Raw genomic sequence first — 19,746 nt, 5'->3', positions numbered from 1 at the left:
GAAGTAGGAACCAAAATGGAATACTTACATACTTTATCACTAGATCAACTGAAAAGGAGCTGGTGATATGCGCCCTAGTTTAAGGCTATCGCTAAAAAGATCACGCGGACCAATTCGCCGAATTCTCACGTTTAGATTTCCTTTCTTCAACGGAACGGTTGAAACAGGTGCGTTCCGGGTACGGCAACGGGTAAATAGAGGCGAAATCATTGTATCCCAAAGCCGCGGAGCCGGCAGCATTACCACCCCGATTGTCAGATATCAAATCGTGGATGCCACTACAGGCCGCCCGGTCACTAACAGCGTGACAGTTACCGGTGTTCGTACGGTACGTTTATTCTTTACTCTGCCTCCAGGCACGTTCCGCCTGCGTATTACCAATGTAGGTGCAGGGCCGGCAGCCGTACAAGGAGTTATTTTAGTATTTTAATGGGTTTAAAAAAGCCGGGTCACTATAGCGGTCTGCTATAGGATCCGGCTTTTTGTGAGGTTACCGCTCATTCATAGTAATAATCACATGAACATATGTCTTCTTTCCTGTTCAGGCAAAACTACTTTAACGGTTGTTCTTTGAATCGCTTTTACTTTGTTATTAGCAATGTTTCTTGATTTGTTCTTATTTTTGTTCTTAGAAGCCCCCTTAGCTTTGCTTGCAGGCGAAAGAGCGGATTTTCCATATCTAGACATAACAATTCAGCACTCCCTTCTGTTTGATCTAATGCGGAATCAGCACCAAAAATTGTGTTTCTCGATTTTTTTCTCTTCGCCAGGCACAACTACTTTAACAATTGTACGTTGAATGACTTTTGCTTTGTTGGCAGCCATGTTTCTGGATTTGTTCTTATTTTTGTTTCTAGAGATTCCTTTAGCTTTGCTTGCAGGTGAAAGAGTGGAATATTTAGATTTAGATCTAGCCATAATATACGATACCTCCCTTCTGCTTAATCTAGTACAGAATATGAAAATTTCGGAAGATAGCTTGTATTTAAATCTATAAAACTAAAAATAGTCAAACCATCTGATAGCCGCATCATGAAATGACGTTCATACCGCAAGAAACCGAAGCCGATATTTTGACCCTTTTAGCTTTTTTATTTGACTAACGACGCCAATTTACCAACATTAACGAGAATGCAACGTGCACTATGTATACGGCGGTGACATAGGAAGCGGGCGATATCACTGGGCCGCATATAAATCTATGAATTAGGCGGCTAGACACCTCGCGATTCCATCATCCCGCGCATGTGCAATCGAAAACTCTCCCCACTTCATATATTCCCTGAATGTAATAACCTCTTGCTAAGCAGGGACCCGAAAAAATGTGACCCAACCAAAAAAATAACACCTATTCATCCGGCGATGATATTCGATAGAATGAAGATGTACTAGAATGCTAGTATTTTCCTGTCCGTGCATAGGATAGGAGAATCCACTATGATTAAGGGAGGGTATTTATGAAGCAAAAAGTTTTGAGTTTGTTCCTGGCGATAGTTATGGTGGCTAGCGTCAGCCTGCTGTCAACTGCGCAGGTTCAGGCCGCTGAAGGAGCGGGAACCACCATTACCTCAATGGATTACTTTTCAGCGGCGGACGGACCTGTCATCACCAAATCAGGGGTTGGACAAGCCAGCTATGGATTTGTGATGCCTAAATTCAATGGAGGCTCCGCCACCTGGAATGAGGTTGTCCAAGACTTGGGAGTCAAAGTGAAAGTGGGCGGCAACTGGGTCGATATTGACAGTGTCGGCAGCTTTGTCTACAACCAAAACTGGGGGCACTGGAGCGACAGCGGCTTTAACGGCTATTGGTTCACCCTTTCCGCAACGACGGAGATCCAACTGTACTCCAAAGCGAATGGAGTTACGCTTGATTACACACTGGTCTTTCAAAACATCAACAAAACAACCATAACGGCGATGACACCTACACAAGGGCCGGAGATCACAGCGGGAGTTACGGGCGGCGCCGGCTTTACCTATCCGGTTTTTAACAATGATCCGGCGATCCCTTTTACTGCCGTGGCTGATGATTTGAAAGTGTATGTAAAACCTGTAAACAGCAGCGAGTGGATCGATATTGATAACAATGCAGCCAGCGGCTGGATTTATGATAAAAACTTCGGCCATTTCACTGATGGAGGCGGCGGCTACTGGTTTAATGTCACGGAGTCGATCAACGTCAAATTAGAATCGAAAACCTCTTTGGTTAACGTCGTTTATACCATTATCTTTAATGAACCCGTAAGAAATTCATATGTCATTACTCCTTATGATGGAACGACCTTTACGGCCAATGAAGGCGGTGCGATCGGTTTGCCGCTGCCTAAGATTGACGGAAACGCGCCAATAGCCGATGAGCTTGGAAATTTCGTGTACCAGATTAACATCAAGGGGCAGTGGGTAAATTTGGGCGATTCCGGACAAAGCGGATTTATGTACTCCGCTAATGGTTACAACAACATGTCCGACGCCAATCAGTGGGGGTATTGGGTCGACCACATCTACGGGCTGTGGTTCCAGCCCATTCAGGAAGATATGCAGATCCGTATCGGCTATCCATTAAATGGGCAGTCAGGCGGAAATATCGGGGATAACTTCGTCTACTACACCTTTATTGGAAACCCGAACGCTCCCCGTCCGGATGTACCTGATGGTGAGGATATTCCTGTCGGAACGCCAAGCAACCCGGCCATTGAAGGCATGGATCTCATCTGGCAGGATGAATTTAACGAAACTGGGCTGAATACGAGCAAATGGAACTATGAACTGGGTTATTATCTCAGTGATGATCCCGGTACCTGGGGTTGGGGCAATGCGGAACTGCAGCACTACACAAATAGTGCGCAAAATGTTTTTGTCCAGGACGGAAAGTTAAATATCAAGGCCTTAAACGAGCCAAAATCCTTCCCGCAGGATCCAAGCCGGTATGCACAATATTCCTCCGGTAAGATTAACACCAAAGATCATTTTTCGCTCAAATACGGCAGAGTGGATTTTCGTGCCAAGCTGCCTACAGGTAATGGCATTTGGCCGGCATTCTGGATGCTTCCGCAAGATAACGTCTACGGCTCGTGGGCCGCATCCGGTGAAATTGATGTTATGGAAGCGAGAGGACGTTTGCCCGGCACATCTAGCGGCGCTATACACTTTGGCGGACAATGGCCGGCGAACACCCATGTCTCCGGCGAATATCACTTCCCGGAAGGGCAGACCATTGCCAATGATTTTCATGTATATTCCGTAGTCTGGGAAGAGGACAACATTAAATGGTATGTGGATGGCAAGTTCTTCTTTAAAGCTACCCGGGATCAATGGTATTCCACAGCTGCGCCAAACAATCCGAACGCGCCTTTCGATCAGCCTTTCTACCTTATTATGAATCTGGCGATCGGCGGGAACTTTGACGGCGGTATTACGCCGAATCCCGGCGATATCCCGGCAACGTTGCAAGTAGATTATGTGCGTGTTTACAAAGATAATGGTAGCGGCCAGAATCCTGAAGAACCGACGCCCCCCTCCACGATCGTCATCGGCGACGAGGTGAAGGGCCTGAAGAAAACAGGCGATGACTTACTGTTCTATGTAAACGGCGCAACCTTTGCCGATTTGCACTATAAGGTCAACAACAGCGTACAGCTGAACGTAGCCATGACCGGGGCGGGGAACGGCAACTATACCTACGCGGTCAATAACCTGAAACAGGGGGATACCGTCGAGTACTTCTTTACCTATAACCCCGGGCAAGGAGCGCTGGATACCCCTTGGCAAACTTATGTCCATGGGGTAACGCAAGGAACTCCAGAGTAAACCGGGGAACCTGTCGAACTGGAAAAGTAATAGAATGTTGCCTCACACAGGCGAGAGGGAAGGTATTTAAGATATATGACTTCCCTCTCGTTTTTCCTGTTTTATGCCGAGGTTGATCTTTCCTTCCACTTTTTCTTCAAAGCTTTTAAGTCCTCTACGAAGAACTGATTATCCAGGATCATCATCAGCGGAGCTTGCGGATTTCCCTCCCCCCAGATGACGCGATTCCGTTGCTTGGACAGTTCGCAGCGTTCACAATGCTGAATATCTTCGGGCGTTTGTTCTTCAGGCAGAATGACAAAGGGATAATCCATTTCCGTGTCATGCTGCTCCTTTCTTCCTTTCCTTCGCACTCAATGACTCCATTATGCCCATCCCATACAAAACTTGCTTTTATTGCCTGTTAACCGCGGCAGAAACTCCAGCGCAGCACATAAGGGCTAAAAACGTCGTTAATCCGGCGGTATCCATCCATTTAGGGGAAATAGGGGAAATTTATGTCGCTATTTTCTTGAATCGCAAGGAATTGCCCGCGTTCTAGACCATTCACAGGAAAATAAGTACAAAAAATCCCCCTATTGAGTATGAACATACCTGGCTCCAGATCATAAGCACATAAAGTTCCGCTATTTTGAAAGCCGACGCATAGTTCGCTGCAGTAGCCGTATCAAGCACCGATTTCTAGGCTGAGTCTATTTTGTGATCAAATTGCTAGGACTCCCCATGAAAAAACCAACCCTTAAATCGGGTCGGTTTATCTTTTGTTTAGCTATGCCATTCATCTGCAAGCAGAGCTTCCAGCCGATTCAAGTTTTGTTCATTGCCCTTGACGCAGTATTTCTTAGCTTCTTCGAACTCCACCGTTTTCATAAATAGCTGGCGAAAAACGACTTTTGTTCGCCCGCCCAGCTCCTCGAAGGTAGCCGTCACCAGAAATTCATGGCCGGACAAATGCCTGAATACGATCCGCTCTAAAGGCACGATGTCCTCAAAAACGCAATGGTTGGGATAGTCCACGCCATCCGGCCCGTGCATGATATAACGCCACGCGCCGCCCGGACGTAAATCGAATTCGTGGAACGTATTGGTGAAACCGTTTGGTCCCCACCAGCGTGCCAATTGATCAGGGTTGGTCCAGGCTTCAAAAACCCGCTTACGCGGAAAATCCAATTCACGCGAGGATATAATTTCATTTTCACCAATGACAGCCGTCATGGATTATCCCCCCTATTCAAGTGTTTTGCCAAGGGCATCAAGCATCTCATTTGTGCCATGCTCGCGTATTTCCGGCGTATCGTGCCCGTCGAAAAAGGCCCCTTGCTCGGTGAAAACCAGCTTCGTACCGCCCTCGACCGGGGTAAGCTCGACTGTAGTGAGCGAAACGGAGATACGTACGTCGTCCGAATCCAAAGTGTAGCTATAGACGATGCGCTGCTCCGGTACAATCTCTTGGTAGCAAGCATCAAAGATAAAGACGGGCCCCTCTGGCGGACCTCCGCTGCTGTATTCGCGTCCTCCGACACGGAATTCGAAAGTATCGGCTTTTGAGAACCACTTTGCTTTGGCGGCCGGATCGGCCCAAGCCTGGTAGACCTTCGCAGGCGATGCGGCATAAGTACGCTCTACGACGAAGGTGGCGTGTTTAACAAATCTTTTGGTCACGGTTAGTCCTCCTTAGATTTCGGTTTTTCCTCTTCCTCGGCAAGAAAATCGCCCAGTAAATCCAGACGGTGCTCCCAACTCATCCGGCGCTCAACGACCAGCTTCTCATGGCTCTTTTTCATCGCTTGCAAGAGTTCCGTGAAGTCTTCAACCGCTAAGGGCGCTTTCCCCTGCATTGATTTGGATACATGATAAAGCTGGTCAAGGAGCGTTTGCTGCTGTTTGATTTGTTCCTTGATTCGCGCTATTTGCAGGTTGACGATTTCAAGCGGGCTGATCTGTTCGTCGTTTAGGACGGACTTGACCTCCTCCAGAGACAAGCCCAATTCCTTAAGCGATAGAATCTGCTGCAGGCGTGACAGGTCGGATTCATTGTACAGCCTGTGACCGGACTCCGTTTGCCCGGATGGCGAGAACAAGCCGATTTGATCGTAATATCGCAAAGTTCGCACGGTGAGTCCCGCTAGTTTGGCAAGATCCCCCACCTTCCAATGTTGTTTCATAGAAACTCCTTCGTTAGCGCTAACTGTTTACCGGTAGCTTAAGTATAAAAGATGACGTTACGTAAGGTGCAAGCAAAAAATAACGAAGCAATTGAAAGATAAGCACTTACAAATTTTTCATTGACAACCCGGCAACAGGACTGTATATTGACGTTGATAATCATTATCAATTATCGGCACTATTTAAAAATACAGCTCGCGATTAAGAAGGGGTATGCCAATGCATGCAAAACGAAAAGCCTCATTAGGAACATTACTTATTTGGGTTGTGCTTATAATCGCGCTGGTTGGTTGTTCAGGCCAGCAATCCAGTTCAACATCTGGATCAACTTCGGCCGAAACGCCTAAAACAGAAGCACCCGCTTCGCAAGATGCGAATTCTGAACAATATCCAATCGTGATCAAGCATGCTTTTGGCGAAAGTGTCATTGAAAGCAAACCTGAACGAGTAGTTACCATTCAATGGGCGAATCATGATGTTGTTCTCGCTCTCGGAGTTGTTCCTGTAGGCTTCTCGGCGGCGAATTTCGGCGTTCAGGATGGCAGCGGACTTTTGCCTTGGACAGCGGAAAAACTCAAGGAGCTTGGCGTAAGCGATCCTAATGTTTTTCAGGATACGGACGGCCTTGATTTTGAGGCGATTTCCGATGCGGACCCGGATGTCATTCTCGCCGCTTACTCCGGTATAACACAGGAAGACTACGATCTTCTTAGTCAAATCGCTCCGGTTGTGGCCTATCCGACCGCTCCTTGGTCGACCACATGGCGTGAGCAAGTCCTGTTGAATGCCGAAGGCATGGGCATGAAAGCGGAAGGGGAGCAGCTCATTAAAGACACCGAGAATATGGTTAACGAAAAGCTAAGCCAATATCCGCAGATTAAAGGCAAAAAAGTAGTTTGGGTTAACTTCTCGGCTGAAGATTTGTCGCAATTGCATATTTATACGCCTGTGGACTCGCGTGTCGCTTTTTTGTATGAGTTGGGAATGGTTTATCCTGAAAGTGTTACGGAACAGATTGCGGACCCTAATAGCTACTCTTTGAATTTAAGCGCTGAGAATGTCGAGGCCCTTTACGAGGCCGATCTCATTGTTGGATACGGGAATGACGAATTGCTGAAGACGCTCCAAGCCGATTCACTACTTGGTAAAATCCCTGCGATCCAAAGAGGTTCTGTTGCATTTATTGATAGCGATACACCTTTAGTGGCTGCCGGAACTCCCAACCCGCTTTCGATCGCTTATACCATTGATGAGTATCTAGCATTAATAGGAGGAGCTATTGATAAGATCAATGAATAGTTCTTCGGTGTCAAAAGACAAACAAACAAGCTTGCATATGCCGAAGCACTTTACGACGGTTCTGATGATTTGTGTAGTCTTGCTCGGCGTGTGCGTAGTTGCATCTCTGGTCTTAGGCTCTCGGATGGTAAGGTTTCATGAACTGATAGAAGGTTTATTTCATCAAGACGTACAATCCTTTGGGGCTAACGTGGTTCGCAAAAGAATTTCCCGAACCGTGTTCAGTTTATTTTGCGGTGCGGCGCTTGGCGTTTCCGGAGCGCTTATGCAATCAGTGACTCGCAACCCGATTGCAGACCCGAGTATACTGGGAGTGAACACAGGCGCGTCCTTGTTTGTGGTTTGCGGTATTGCATTTTTGAATATCAGCACCGCAAATCAATATATATGGTTAGCCTTAGTTGGAGCTGCAATTACTGCAGTGTTCGTATTTGGAATCGGCTCGATGGGGCGTGGCGGCGCCACGCCCATTAAGCTTGTTTTGGCCGGAGCCGCCACAAGCGCCGCGCTTTCTTCTCTGGTCACCGCCATCATGATTCCACGCTCCTATGTCATGGATCAATTCCGGTTTTGGCAAGTGGGAAGCGTCGGCTCGGCAACCTGGAGCGCTATCGCTACGTTCACTCCGTTACTGATCGTTGGCTTACTGATCGCTGTTATGACTGCACCGGCACTAAATGCGCTGGCACTGGGAGACGATGCGGCGACCGGACTGGGCGTTCGAACAGGATTCCTGCGGTTTGTTGCGGCTTTTGCAGGCGTTGTTCTATGCGGGGCGACTACGGCCCTTGCAGGCCCGATTGGTTTTATCGGGCTTTTGGCCACGCACGTCATACGTCTCATGCTTGGGCCTGACCTGCGTTTGGTTATCCCTATGTCGGCTATTGCAGGAGCCATCATTTTGACGTTAGCAGATGTATGCGGCAGGCTTATCGGCAGCCCGGGAGAGCTTGAAGTCGGTGTGGTTACAGCGTTTATAGGAGCTCCAATCCTAATCATATTAGCGATGAGATCGAAAGTGCGTTCACTATGAAAAATGAATCTATTGAGTTTATTATGGCGGGCCGACGGCAAAGACGCCGCCGGTGGATACTGATCACCGGCTTCCTTGCGGTACTTGCATGCGTGCTTTGCTGCGCTGTGCTGTTACTGGGAAACACCATTTATCCGGTTCAAGATGTTATCCGGGCGCTTTCGGGCGAGCAGCTTAAAGGCGTGTCTTTTGCGGTGAATACGATACGTCTACCGAGAATGCTGGCAGGTCTTTTCGCCGGATTTGCTTTTGGTGTTGCCGGATACGTCTTCCAGACTATGCTGCGCAACCCCCTTGCGAACCCGAATGTCATCGGTATTACCTCCGGCTCGAGCGCGGCGGCTGTTTTTTTCATCACCATACTTCATTCAAACAGAGCCGTGGTTTCCGTTGCTTCGGTGATTGCCGGCCTTGCTACAGTCATCATCATTTATATATTATCCAGGGGGAAGTCATTTGCGGTCGGGCGGTTAATCCTCGTCGGAATCGGCATACAGGCCATGCTTGACGCCCTGATATCCTACCTGCTGCTGGCTGGTGCACAACAGGATATTCCCGCAGCGCTCAGATGGCTTAGCGGCAGCCTGAATGGTTCGCAAATGCACGAACTTCCGCCTCTTGTCCTAACGGTATTGATTTTTACTCCTATCGTTATCGTGCTGGGAAAACATCTAAGTCTATTGGAACTTGGAGAACAATCGGCTACTTCGCTTGGAGTGAACACGGACAAGACGAGAATGGCGCTTATTTTGAGTTCTGTCTGCATGATTGCTCTTGCTACCGCTACCACGGGTCCAATCGCTTTTGTCTCCTTCCTTTCGGGACCGATCGCGAAAAGACTGGCCGGAGCCAGCTTTTCGAACGTCATTCCGGCGGGTCTTGTCGGCGTTAATTTGGTTTTGGCGGCAGATTTGATCGGACAATTTGCTTTCGAGTACAGATTTCCTGTGGGCATCATGACCGGAATACTCGGAGCGCCGTATCTGATCTTCCTGCTCATCCGAATGAATCGAAAGGGAGAACTATAATGAAACCGACACATCTTTTTCAAGCTGAACAGCTCGTAGCCGGCTATGATCATAAAACGATTATCCAAGGAGTAGACCTTGTTATCCCCAGTCATAAAATAAGCGTTATTATCGGAGCCAATGGCTGCGGAAAGTCTACGCTGCTGAAAACCCTGGCAAGGCTGATAAAGCCTATGTCCGGTAAAATTACCATTGACGGAAAACCCATCGGCAAAATGCCGCCAAAACAGCTGGCGCGCGTGATCGGGTTGCTGCCGCAATCCCCTATTGTTCCGGAAGGCATTTCTGTTGCGGATTTGGTTGGACGGGGAAGGTTCCCGCACCAATCATTGTTCGGTGGATGGACTAAAAAAGATTATGAGGCCGTTGCTGAAGCGATGCGAATTATGGATATAACGGAGTTTGCGAATCACAATATTGACGAGCTTTCAGGCGGTCAACGGCAGCGCGTCTGGATTGCCATGGCTCTGGCGCAACAAACCGATATTTTATTTCTCGATGAACCGACAACCTTTTTAGATATCACCTATCAAGTCGAAATTCTTGACCTGCTCACAGACCTTAACCGAAAACACGGAACTACGATTGTCATGGTTCTTCATGATATCAACTTGTCCGCACGTTATGCAGACCATATTTTTGCGCTTCATCAAGGAAAACTTGTGGCTGAGGGTGAGCCATCACAGGTGATTACAACCACATTGGTAAAAGACATTTTCGGGCTCGATTGCATGGTGATCAAAGACCCCATTTCGGGCTCTCCGTTGGTGGTACCCAAAGGGCGGTATCATGGTAATGAATAGAGGCAGCCGTAAAGGAGTGAGAGTCCGATTGTGACCCTGCTTGGGGATTGAAGTTAGTCCATACTAGGTGGGGGATTCTGGAAATGACGTTAGCATGATGGCAAGTGAAGACTTGAGAAAACGGCAAAATAGTCTATTGAAGATCTCGGGTGACAACATAAAGGAAAAAAAGGCGTTATTTCAGCCGATATCCCCATGTTGCGTGAAATAGAGGAATTTTATGGCGCTATTCTCACGATTTAGTGGCGAAAGACCGCCTTTCGACCTGTTCATCGAAAAATAAGACCCTAAAGTTCCCCTATGGTGATGAATAGGCTCAAATTCGGAAAATAGGACCCTAAAGTTCCTCTATTTTATGAGGACGATACTGAGCACAAGACTAATTATAGAACAAAGTGGATCCATGGCCTCTGTCCAAAGATAAGTCATATTATTTCCGGATCATTCTACTAAATCCTCGGTCTGCACTCATTTATAACAATTCCTTCCCCTCTATACCGAAATCCATTTTGTCGTGGCTATTTTCCGGTTTGCATTGAGCTAACAATTCTTCCAATGTTGGCTTTTTCTTTATTGGTTCAACGGTGAGCGTATGATCATCACCTACAATCAAATCGACTTCGGTGTTTGGCATCGATAAACCTCCTCTTTTTTGACTCCTTTATTGGAACACTATCCAATTTTATTTCCCTCTCAAATTTTGTGCCTTAGCGCGAAAGATACTTGGTTTGACCCTCCTTAAATTGTACAATAATACGTAATAAGGGTGTATAAGTAAAGGTGAGTGTATGCCAGACTCCAATCAGCAAATTCCCGAAGACTTCACTCCGTTTTTCTGGGATGTATATATCGGCTAGTTAGAACCTGCCGTTCATAGCCGGTTTATTATTGAAAGGTTTATTATTGAAAGGCTTCTTAATGAAGGGGACCATCGTACCTTACAGTGGCTCTTTTCGACATATACCATGAATGACATACTCCAGGCTGTTCAGCAGCCGCAACTTGTCGCGTAAAACAGCGCGATACTGGCAACTTTATTTTGATCTCAAATCCGATCCAGTGCCCAACAGCTATCTGGCAGGGGGAACCGCATTAGCTTTATTGCTTGGGCATCGCGAATCCATCGACTTTGATTGGTTCACACCCGCTCCCTTTACTCCGAAACAACATGAACAAAGGGAATTCAATTCACCTCAAAACGCATTGTTATCTGGACAATAACAATTTCCGTTTTAAGTGATTGAATTCCTTTTTTATTTTTGCTCCAGTCCTGATTTTTTCAGGGGTAACTAATTAATAGGCAGCTAAAGATTTAAGGCGCTTCATAACATCATTTGTTCCCGAGCCAAAATAATCATAAAGCTGATTATACTCCTTATACAGCTTGTCATATACGATTACGTTTGAAGGAATCGGCTTGTACGTTTCTTCTTTCACCCGAGCCATTGCTTGAGCCGCGTCTACAATGCTGTCGTAGCCTCCCTGAGCCGACCCGGCAGCGACAGCGGCAAATATCGCCGCGCCCAAAGCCGACGTTTGCTTCGAATCGGCAACGATAATTTCCAGATTCGTTACATCCGCATAAATTTGCATAAGCAATGCATTTTTTTGCGGCAATCCGCCGCATGCATACAGTTTTACAATCTCTACGCCGCTTGTTTGAAATTCCTCGACAATTTTTCGTGTGCCGAAGGCTGTTGCTTCCAACAAAGCACGATAGATTTCCTCAGGCTTTGTCTGCAGGGTCAGTCCCAATATAAGACCTGATAAATTTGCATCTCCCAAAACCGAACGGTTGCCGTTCAACCAGTCCAGCGCTAGCAGTCCTGTCTGCCCCGGACAATAGTTTGCGGCTCTTTGCTCCAGCCAGCCATGAACGCTAATTCCCTCCTGCTCGGCCGCATGCTTGACATACTCAGGAACGGCTTGGTTGACATACCAGGCGAAAAGGTCTCCAACCGCAGGCTGTCCTGCCTCATAAGCGAAAAGTCCGGGAATAATACCGTCTTCTACAACGCCGCATATTCCCTTGACCGGCTTGTCTTCCGCGCCGAGCAGCAAGTGACAGGTCGAAGTGCCCATGGTCATCACAAGCTCGCCCGGAGTCACTACCCCCATCGCAGGAACTGCCGCATGTGCGTCTATACAGCCTGCCGCAACAGCAATTCCTGCCTTCAATCCTAACCGGGATGCCACCTCTTCGGTCAGTTCTCCAACCTTGGCTCCCAGAGGAATAATTTCGCCTCGCAGCTTCGTATCAATCAAATTGCCCATTCGGGGATCGAGTGCCTGAAAGAAGGATTCTTCCGGATAACCTTCCTGTTTATTCCACATGGCTTTATACCCGGCGCCACAACTGTTGCGGACAATTAACCCCGTCAACTGGCCCACAATCCAGTCGGCTGCCTCGACGAAACAGTCCGTCTCCTCATAAACTTCAGGAGCCTCCCTTAAGATTTGCAGTATCTTCGCAATCATCCATTCCGATGATATTTTCCCTCCATAGCGGGATAAGAAAGCCTCTCCCCGTTCAGAAGCGAGCCGATTGATTTCATTCGCTTCGTGCTGGGCGGCATGATGCTTCCACAATTTCACCCAGGAATGGGGATTTCCTTGCCACTCCGGCTTGAAGCATAACGGAATTCCCTCCGTATCGACAGGAAGCATCGTACATGACGTAAAATCAACACCAATGCCAATAATATGATTCGCCTCGATGCCTGATGCTTTCATGATCGCCGGAATCGAACGCCACAGCACCTCCAGGTAATCACCCGGATGCTGCAGCGCCCATTCCTGCCCCAGCTTTTCACCCGAATTCGGCAAGTGATCCGTAATTACCCCATACGGATAAGGTGTGACATGCTCCGCGATTTCAGTGCCATCGGTTAAATTAACCAGTACCGCACGGCCTGACTCTGTACCAAAGTCCATCCCGATCGCATATTTTTTGTTCATAGATACGCCACCTCATTCTGAATAATACTTGTCCCGTTGGTTAGCGGCGATTATCGCTTCTTTTCTTTGCTGATAAGCCTCCGGTATTTGAACCTCTTTATTCGTATACCAAGCGAACGGGTCCGTCCCCGATACCAGTGCAATATTGCCCCAAGGATTATAGGCGCCCGTTCTAACGACCGCAACGGCCCGATGGGCTATTTCTTCTATAATTTCCTCATGAGGAATAATCTCATGCTCACAGTCACTGAATAAACGCTGCAATTCTTTATAAAGAGGAGCGTTATAATCTTGAATTTGTTGACCATAAATAACCTTTTCCGTTATAAACTCCGATGTAATGGCTTTTAGCACCGTCTCCAAATCAGGAATGTCTTTTGTAATGGAAAGATCGATACATCTTACATGAGCCGGTATAGGAAAACCAGCATCGCATACGATCAGAATTTGCCCATGCCCCATTGCAGCCAACACTTCATTTAATCCGCGGTTTAAAATACCGTTACGTTTCATTTCCACCATCCTTTAGTTGTTGAAAGGAAAGAAACCCGTCTAAAACGGGCTCCTTCCACTATATAAAATAAACAATCATGATTGTCGTCCGATCGAACTTACCTCTACAGAGCTTTTGTTTGTCCAGTCGAGAATGATGAGAGCCAATGCCTTGATGGCGGATATATATTCCTCGACGCCAATCGATTCATCAATCGTATGCGCCATTCTCATATCACCCGGGCCAAACACGATGGACGGAATACCGCCGCTGTTTAACAAATGCCGGGCATCGGAGCCGCTTGGCAATCCGGATATTTTACTCCAACCGAACAGTTCCTCAGATACACCAGCGGCCGTTGCAACAAGCTCATGAGAAGGTTCCAGTCGATGCGGCATCACGTGCAGAAACCAGTTTAATCGAGGGGGATACTGCTCAAGCCAGCTATCGGAGCTGCAGATGCGTCTAATCCGCTCCTCAACCTCAAACTTGATTTGATCGCCGCTCATTTCCGTTTCCTTCCCGTCAGGGCCAACTACAACAGGCAAATATTTGATATCGAACTTTAGTGTACAGGCATCCGGCACGATAGGAGCCGCTATTCCGCCGTTCATGTATCCCAGGCTGATCGACGGGCCTGGGAGCTGCGGATTGCTTCGCCGGGCGATCCATTCATGCTCCAGTTCTTTCAAGCCTTCTGCGATCTTCATGGCCTTTTCGATCGCATTGACACCCTCCCATTTATAACAGGCATGATTGGCTTTTCCATACACTTCTACTTCCAGCAGCAGAACGCCTCTGCCGATCGGTTGAATGTGGAAGCGGGTAGGCTCTGTCACAACCGCCGCATCCGCCCTGTAGCCTTCAGCTACGCAAGCCAATGTGCCGTTCCCGCCGCCCTCTTCGTCTACAACGCTTTGAATCATAAGATCGCCTTTCAGTTCTACTCCCGCCTGCTCCAGGAAGCGCGCCGCCAAGATCATGGCGGCTACTCCTCCCTTCATATCGGTCGTACCGCGACCATATATTCTGCCTTCGCTGACATCGGCGCTCCAGGGCGAATGGCTCCACTTGTTCAAATCTCCGACAGCAACCGTGTCCACATGACCGTTCAGTAAGATCGACCGTCCTTCGCCCGTCCCTTGCTTCACGGCAACCAGATTCGGTCTGTTATGATAGATGTGACCGGGATTGTAATCGGCATATTCGCTCAACCTGTCGTTGTCCGGCTCGAACAGTCTAACCTTATAGCCCCAGCTTTCAAGCCGCTCCGCCAGCCATTCCTGAATTTCTTTTTCCTTTCCGTCGACACCCTGATCGATTATCGTACTATCGAATCGCACCATTTCTCTCAAAAATTGGATGGCCTCTTCCCTATGCTTGTCAATATAGGTGATTATTTTATGTCTGACATCCACCTTCGTCACTCCCATACAACTTTTATTTCAACTGCTCTAGCCAATAACGTTTATCCTCTTCCACGCCTTTAAGAATGTTATCCGCATCATCAACTTCATCCTTAGTAATGATAAAGTTTTTCTCTTTGATGGTATCCGGCAGCTTCTCGCCCTTCAACGTGCGATCAGCCATATCGATTGCAATATAACCTTGAATGAATGCAGGAGTCGCATTGGTTGCAATCATTTCTCCTTCCTTGACCGCTTTAAGCGCATCATCTGTACCGTCGTTCCCCATAACCTTAATTTGGTCAAGCTTGCCCGCCGCTTTAATCGCTTGAACGGCACCTAGCGCCATCTCATCGTTCGCGGCGTATACTGCGTCTATTTGCTGATATTTCTGCAGATAGTTTTCCATTACAGTCATCGCCGTCGATCTGTCATATTGGGCCGGTTGAGAGTCCAGAAGCTTAATATCCGGATACTTGCTTAACGCATACTTGAATCCGTCCGATTTCAATCGGCTGGTCTCTTGTCCGAGCACACCGATCAATTCAACGACGTTTCCTTTGCCATTCAGTTCTTTGGCGATAAATTCGCCTCCGTTCCGCCCCGACTCATAGCTGTCGAACCCGATGCTCGTTACGATCTCGCCGCCCGAAGGCGTTTCGGCCGTTGTAAGCACGGGAATATCGCTTTGATTTGCTTGTTTGATGGCCGGAACAATCCCGGTCGTATCTACAGTTTGAATGACAATGACATCCACTTTATTCTGAATAAAATCCTCTACCTGCTTAACCTGCTTCGTAATATCGTTGTCTCCGCCTACCATAATCAGCTTAAGACCCCGTTCTGCCGCTGCTTGCTCGGCCCCCTTCTGCATATCAACAAAAAATGGATTATTTAATGTCGGGACAGTAAATCCAATCGTAGACGCATTGCCTGACGGGCTACCTGCGGAATTGGATTCTCCAGGATCAGGGCCATTTGCTGAATTTTTCGAATTATTACCGCATGCGGAAGCGAGAAGAACCATGATCATAATCACTGGCACGAGCCATTTCGTTTTTTTGTTCTTACTCAATTAGACCACCCCTGATTCATTTTAGTTGGTTGCAAGCCGAGTATAGATAAAACGGTCAAACAAAACAGCCAACAAAACAACAAATCCAGTTACAATATCCTGATAGAAAGCGGATATGCCAAGCAGATTCAGCGCATTGCCCATGACTCCTAATATAATGACGCCTATTAGCGTCCCCCACACCCCTCCTTGTCCTCCTGTGAAGCTTGTTCCTCCGAGCACAACAGCCGTGATGGCGGTCAACTCGAAGCCTGTTCCCAGGTTGGGTACTCCCGAAAGCAATCTTGATGCGTATAAAACGCCGGTCAGAGCGGCGGCTATACCGGATAAGGAATAGACGATCATCTTAATACGCGGAACATTGATACCCGCAAGAACGGCAGATTTCTCATTGCCGCCAATGGCATATACATATCTGCCAAGCTTCGTTTTCTTCAGTACAAGGTAGACGATAAAAAAGATTACAAGCATTATGAGAATCGGATACGGAATCTTGCCTAAATAACCTTGTCCGAGCTGCCCGAAAGTATCATTATCGATTGGGATGGGGCGGGCATTCGTGAACAGCAGCGTAGCCCCTTTGAAAATCGATAGAGCGGCGAGCGTTATAATAAAGGGGGCAATATTCGTTTTGGCGATGACTAACCCGTTGGCGAATCCTCCGATAGCTCCGAGAAGAACGGCCAGTCCGATAGCTATAAAGATGCTGTGTCCATCCGCCAGCATTGCCGCGCACAGACAACTGGTCAAAGCCACCAGTCCGCCTATAGACAGATCAATACCGCCGGAGATAATAATAATCGTCATTCCTGCTGCAAGAATGGCATTCAGTGAAACCTGCCTGCCAATGTTGAGAAAATTGCTTGTCGTAAAAAATTGCGGGCTTATGAATGCAAGCACCGTAATGAACAGCAATAACACGATGAGCATTCCATACTTTCTTGCAAACATCCAGAATTGAGCGTTATTTGTCATTTGCCGCTCCCCCTTCAATCAAATTCCCGCCGGTTGCATAATACATAATCTTTTCCTGGGTAGCCTCCTGATGGGAAAATTCGGCTACGATCTTCCCCTTGTCCATAACAAGCACGCGATGACTTAACCCCAATATTTCCGGCAATTCGGAGGAAATGAGAAGGACCGCCTTCTTCTCCCGTACAAAATGGTCGATCAGGTTGTAAATTTCTACTTTGGCGTTCACATCCACTCCGCGGGTCGGCTCGCACATTATAATGACCTTGGGATTTGTCAACATCACTTTGGCCAGTACGACCTTCTGTTGATTGCCTCCGCTCAGCAGGATCACCTCCTGCGAGCAATTCACGGATTTGATCTTCAGCTTCCCTCTGTATTGCTCGGCAATTCGATTTTCCTTGCGGCTATCAATCATTCCAAACTTGTTCAAGGCAGACTCCAAGTTGGAGAGCGTTGTATTGGAGGCAATTGACATCCCCAATACAAGCCCCTCATCCTTGCGATCCTCGCTGACAAGCCCCAGCCCCAAACGAATCGATCTTTGAGGCGAGGGATTCTTGTAGCTTTGCCCCTCGAGTCTGATCTCTCCTTTGATTCTTTTGGTAAGTCCGTATAAAGCCCGGGCAAGCTGGATTTGACCAGAACCCATTAACCCCGAGACCCCGACTACTTCCCCTTCCCGAATTTGCATGGAGACATCGGACAACATCTGACTATCCGACAGATTATCCACTTCAAGCAGGCAGTTTCCAATTTCCGAATTCAGTTCCGGATACAGATTTGTTATTTTCCTGCCCACCATATGTTCAATAATCTCGTCAACTTCCGCATCGCAAGGCAGTTCCTTTACGAGCGTCCCGTCTCGCAGCACGCAGATCCGCTCTGCAATAACTCTTAACTCTTCCAGCCGGTGCGAAATATAGATAATCCCTTTCCCTTCGCGCTTCAGCTGATGAATGATGCCGAACAATTGCTGTACCTCGGTCAAACTTAACGAAGCAGTCGGCTCATCCATAATGATGATGTCGGCGTTCTGAGATAAAGCTTTGGAGATTTCCACAACCTGCTGCTCGGCAATTGTCAGCTGTCTCACGAGCGACTTTGGATCAATAGCCACCTCTATTGACTCCAACAGCTTGCGTGTCTCGTGAATCATCTTCGCATCGTTAATGATCCCCGCTCTGCCAGGCTCCCTGCCGAGAAAAATATTCTCGTATACTGTTAAATCCGGGATAAGCTGAAGCTCCTGATGGATAATGCTGATTCCGAGCCTTTGAGCCGCCTTGGGATCTCCTATCTGCACCTCCTGACCCTTGATCTTGATCAAACCATGATCCCTCTTGTAGACCCCCGACAATATTTTCATCAGTGTGCTTTTGCCTGCGCCATTCTCACCTACAAGCGCAAGACATTCTCCACCCCTTAACGAAAAACTGACGTCTCCTAACGCAACATGTCCCATAAACGACTTCTGAATGTTTTGTGTCTCCAATAAAATGGGGCTTTGCGCAGTCAGGGTGTTCACAATTCAATAACCTCCCTCCGCAAATTCGAGAACTCCTCAACGCCTGATCCGGTTACTATCACACCGTCTTCAAAACGTAAGCCAATTCCCTTCTCCTTGCTTCCTAAAAAAACATCTACACAGAACGTCATATTCTTCTGGAGGATCCAGGTGGAATTCGATTCGATCCATGGCGGCTCTCCTTCCATTAGACCAGTAGCATGGCATGGTCCGTACAGCAGCCAATCGGAATACCCAGCTTTGGCAATGGCCGCCTCATATGCTTTGCTAACTTCTTTGGCAGGTATCCCTGCTTTGAGCGTGTTTAGAATGGCGGCTTGTCCGGAAATGCCCGCTTCTATTAAAGTTCTTGTATCATCTGCAGCCTTGCCAAAAACCAGCGGCCGCCCAATGCTGGAGGCATATCCGTTATATCTTGCCCCTACTTGAAGCTGAATAATTTGCCCCTTCTCCAGCGGCTTGTGACGCGAACGGCTTATCGCCTGATTCGTTCCGTCTCCGCATAAGCACCAGAACGGATAAGCCTCCGATTCCATCCCGGCTTCGGACATTGCAGCCAAAGCAATTCCCCTTGCTTGCAATTCAGTCATGCCTGGGCGCAATTGATCCAGCACCGCTTCAAGTCCGATTGTTGTAATCCGGTATGCCTCACGCATACAATTTAATTCATTCTCGCTTTTAATCGCTCTGACGGCTATCATGACTTGATCCGCCTTAACAGGAGACTCCCCGCCCATTTCTGTAACCGCTTTCGAAAATTCGTTAAATATGGTTTGCGGAATAATGGCCCATCCGGCAATTCCCACCTTCTTCGGCGCGTGATCCATCAATTCCGATATAACCGACTTAAACGTGTCCAGTTTACTTCCTGGATATTCCGGGTCTGAGGACTCCCTGAATACAAGCAGTCGGCGAATATCCGGAATCTTGGAACGATCTTTCGCATAAGTCAAGGTTTCCGGACCAATCAATAGAACAGGTGTGCCTTCAGCCGGAATCAAGACGCCCGCGGATTCAAAAGAAGGCCAATAATCGGACAGATACCGGACAAATTGGGGCTCCGCCTCGTTCCCGAAGGCGAGAAGCAAATCCAACCCTTGCTCTTTCATGCCTGTTTGAATTCGAATAACCCTGTCCTGGAATTCTTCAAGAGGTATAAACGGTTTCAATATTCTT

Annotated in this window: 18 protein-coding genes and 2 pseudogenes; 6 read left to right on the top strand and 14 right to left on the bottom strand. The window is 47.7% G+C overall.

Annotation, left to right across the window (positions count from 1 at the left end):
- Positions 1 to 513: 513 nt before the first annotated feature.
- Positions 514 to 687: a hypothetical protein gene (locus ACLD72_RS28500; protein WP_411002386.1), complete on the bottom strand. Its 174-nt coding sequence runs from the start codon at positions 685 to 687 to the stop codon at positions 514 to 516.
- A 39-nt stretch (positions 688 to 726) separates the two neighbouring features.
- Positions 727 to 918: a hypothetical protein gene (locus tag ACLD72_RS28495; RefSeq protein ID WP_251594256.1), complete on the bottom strand. Its 192-nt coding sequence runs from the start codon at positions 916 to 918 to the stop codon at positions 727 to 729.
- A gap of 539 nt (positions 919 to 1,457) precedes the next feature.
- Between ACLD72_RS28495 and ACLD72_RS28490 the strand changes: the two genes are divergently transcribed.
- On the top strand, positions 1,458 to 3,809 hold the full coding sequence (locus ACLD72_RS28490) for a glycoside hydrolase family 16 protein (protein WP_411002385.1): 2,352 nt from the start codon (positions 1,458 to 1,460) through the stop codon (positions 3,807 to 3,809).
- Positions 3,810 to 3,958: 149 nt separating this feature from the next.
- Here the strand turns inward: ACLD72_RS28490 and ACLD72_RS28485 are convergent.
- The 4 genes and pseudogenes from ACLD72_RS28485 to ACLD72_RS28470 all read right to left on the bottom strand — a co-directional run.
- Positions 3,959 to 4,123: pseudogene (locus ACLD72_RS28485) on the bottom strand (uracil-DNA glycosylase); the annotation flags it as partial.
- Between the two features lie 451 nt (positions 4,124 to 4,574).
- Positions 4,575 to 5,024 carry an SRPBCC family protein gene (locus ACLD72_RS28480; protein WP_411002384.1) on the bottom strand — a complete coding sequence of 150 codons (450 nt, stop codon included), beginning with the start codon at positions 5,022 to 5,024 and terminating at the stop codon, positions 4,575 to 4,577.
- Positions 5,025 to 5,036: 12 nt separating this feature from the next.
- On the bottom strand, positions 5,037 to 5,471 hold the full coding sequence (locus tag ACLD72_RS28475; protein WP_411002383.1) for an SRPBCC family protein: 435 nt from the start codon (positions 5,469 to 5,471) through the stop codon (positions 5,037 to 5,039).
- Positions 5,472 to 5,473: 2 nt separating this feature from the next.
- A complete protein-coding gene (locus tag ACLD72_RS28470) occupies positions 5,474 to 5,974 on the bottom strand; it encodes a MerR family transcriptional regulator (RefSeq protein ID WP_411002381.1) in 501 nt (166 codons plus the stop codon).
- 220 nt (positions 5,975 to 6,194) lie between these two features.
- Here ACLD72_RS28470 and ACLD72_RS28465 point away from each other — a divergent pair, with 220 nt between their 5' ends.
- Genes ACLD72_RS28465 through ACLD72_RS28450 form a run of 4 tightly spaced genes read left to right on the top strand, consistent with a single transcriptional unit; the run spans position 6,195 to position 10,138 of the window.
- On the top strand, positions 6,195 to 7,274 hold the full coding sequence (locus ACLD72_RS28465; protein WP_411002380.1) for an iron-siderophore ABC transporter substrate-binding protein: 1,080 nt from the start codon (positions 6,195 to 6,197) through the stop codon (positions 7,272 to 7,274).
- The gene (locus ACLD72_RS28460) at positions 7,267 to 8,307 is read left to right on the top strand and encodes a FecCD family ABC transporter permease (RefSeq protein WP_411002379.1); all 1,041 of its coding nucleotides are present in this window, start codon (positions 7,267 to 7,269) and stop codon (positions 8,305 to 8,307) included. The genes ACLD72_RS28465 and ACLD72_RS28460 overlap by 8 nt, the downstream gene beginning before the upstream one ends.
- A complete protein-coding gene (locus tag ACLD72_RS28455) occupies positions 8,304 to 9,335 on the top strand; it encodes a FecCD family ABC transporter permease (RefSeq protein ID WP_411002378.1) in 1,032 nt (343 codons plus the stop codon). Before ACLD72_RS28460 ends, ACLD72_RS28455 begins: the two co-directional genes overlap by 4 nt.
- Positions 9,335 to 10,138, top strand: a complete 804-nt coding sequence (locus ACLD72_RS28450; RefSeq protein ID WP_411002377.1) for an ABC transporter ATP-binding protein — start codon at positions 9,335 to 9,337, stop codon at positions 10,136 to 10,138. Before ACLD72_RS28455 ends, ACLD72_RS28450 begins: the two co-directional genes overlap by 1 nt.
- Before the next feature lie 472 nt (positions 10,139 to 10,610).
- Here ACLD72_RS28450 and ACLD72_RS28445 read toward each other — a convergent pair.
- Positions 10,611 to 10,715, bottom strand: a pseudogene (locus tag ACLD72_RS28445) (AbrB/MazE/SpoVT family DNA-binding domain-containing protein); the annotation flags it as partial.
- A 307-nt stretch (positions 10,716 to 11,022) separates the two neighbouring features.
- On the opposite strand from ACLD72_RS28445, the gene ACLD72_RS28440 reads away from it, so the two are divergent.
- A complete protein-coding gene (locus tag ACLD72_RS28440; protein ID WP_411002433.1) occupies positions 11,023 to 11,151 on the top strand; it encodes a DUF6922 domain-containing protein in 129 nt (42 codons plus the stop codon).
- Between the two features lie 280 nt (positions 11,152 to 11,431).
- Here ACLD72_RS28440 and ACLD72_RS28435 read toward each other — a convergent pair whose 3' ends face one another.
- From ACLD72_RS28435 to ACLD72_RS28405, 7 genes are all read right to left on the bottom strand, one after another.
- Positions 11,432 to 13,096, bottom strand: a complete 1,665-nt coding sequence (locus ACLD72_RS28435; protein ID WP_411002375.1) for a ribulokinase — start codon at positions 13,094 to 13,096, stop codon at positions 11,432 to 11,434.
- Between the two features lie 12 nt (positions 13,097 to 13,108).
- The gene (rbsD, locus tag ACLD72_RS28430; RefSeq protein WP_411002374.1) at positions 13,109 to 13,609 is read right to left on the bottom strand and encodes a D-ribose pyranase; all 501 of its coding nucleotides are present in this window, start codon (positions 13,607 to 13,609) and stop codon (positions 13,109 to 13,111) included.
- Positions 13,610 to 13,684: 75 nt separating this feature from the next.
- Positions 13,685 to 15,007 carry a M20 family metallopeptidase gene (locus ACLD72_RS28425; protein ID WP_411002373.1) on the bottom strand — a complete coding sequence of 441 codons (1,323 nt, stop codon included), beginning with the start codon at positions 15,005 to 15,007 and terminating at the stop codon, positions 13,685 to 13,687.
- 22 nt (positions 15,008 to 15,029) lie between these two features.
- Positions 15,030 to 16,070 (bottom strand): sugar ABC transporter substrate-binding protein, encoded by a 1,041-nt coding sequence (locus ACLD72_RS28420; RefSeq protein ID WP_411002372.1) that lies wholly within the window; start codon positions 16,068 to 16,070, stop codon positions 15,030 to 15,032.
- A 21-nt stretch (positions 16,071 to 16,091) separates the two neighbouring features.
- A complete protein-coding gene (locus ACLD72_RS28415; protein WP_411002371.1) occupies positions 16,092 to 17,045 on the bottom strand; it encodes an ABC transporter permease in 954 nt (317 codons plus the stop codon).
- Complete coding sequence (locus ACLD72_RS28410; RefSeq protein ID WP_411002370.1) at positions 17,035 to 18,570, bottom strand: sugar ABC transporter ATP-binding protein; 1,536 nt, start codon at positions 18,568 to 18,570, stop codon at positions 17,035 to 17,037. The genes ACLD72_RS28415 and ACLD72_RS28410 overlap by 11 nt, the downstream gene beginning before the upstream one ends.
- Complete coding sequence (locus ACLD72_RS28405; protein WP_411002369.1) at positions 18,567 to 19,739, bottom strand: M24 family metallopeptidase; 1,173 nt, start codon at positions 19,737 to 19,739, stop codon at positions 18,567 to 18,569. The genes ACLD72_RS28410 and ACLD72_RS28405 overlap by 4 nt, the downstream gene beginning before the upstream one ends.
- Positions 19,740 to 19,746 lie beyond the last annotated feature (7 nt).

It is taken from the genome of Paenibacillus lacisediminis (genome assembly GCF_046567315.2).
This window is presented reverse-complemented; position numbering and strand designations above follow the sequence as displayed.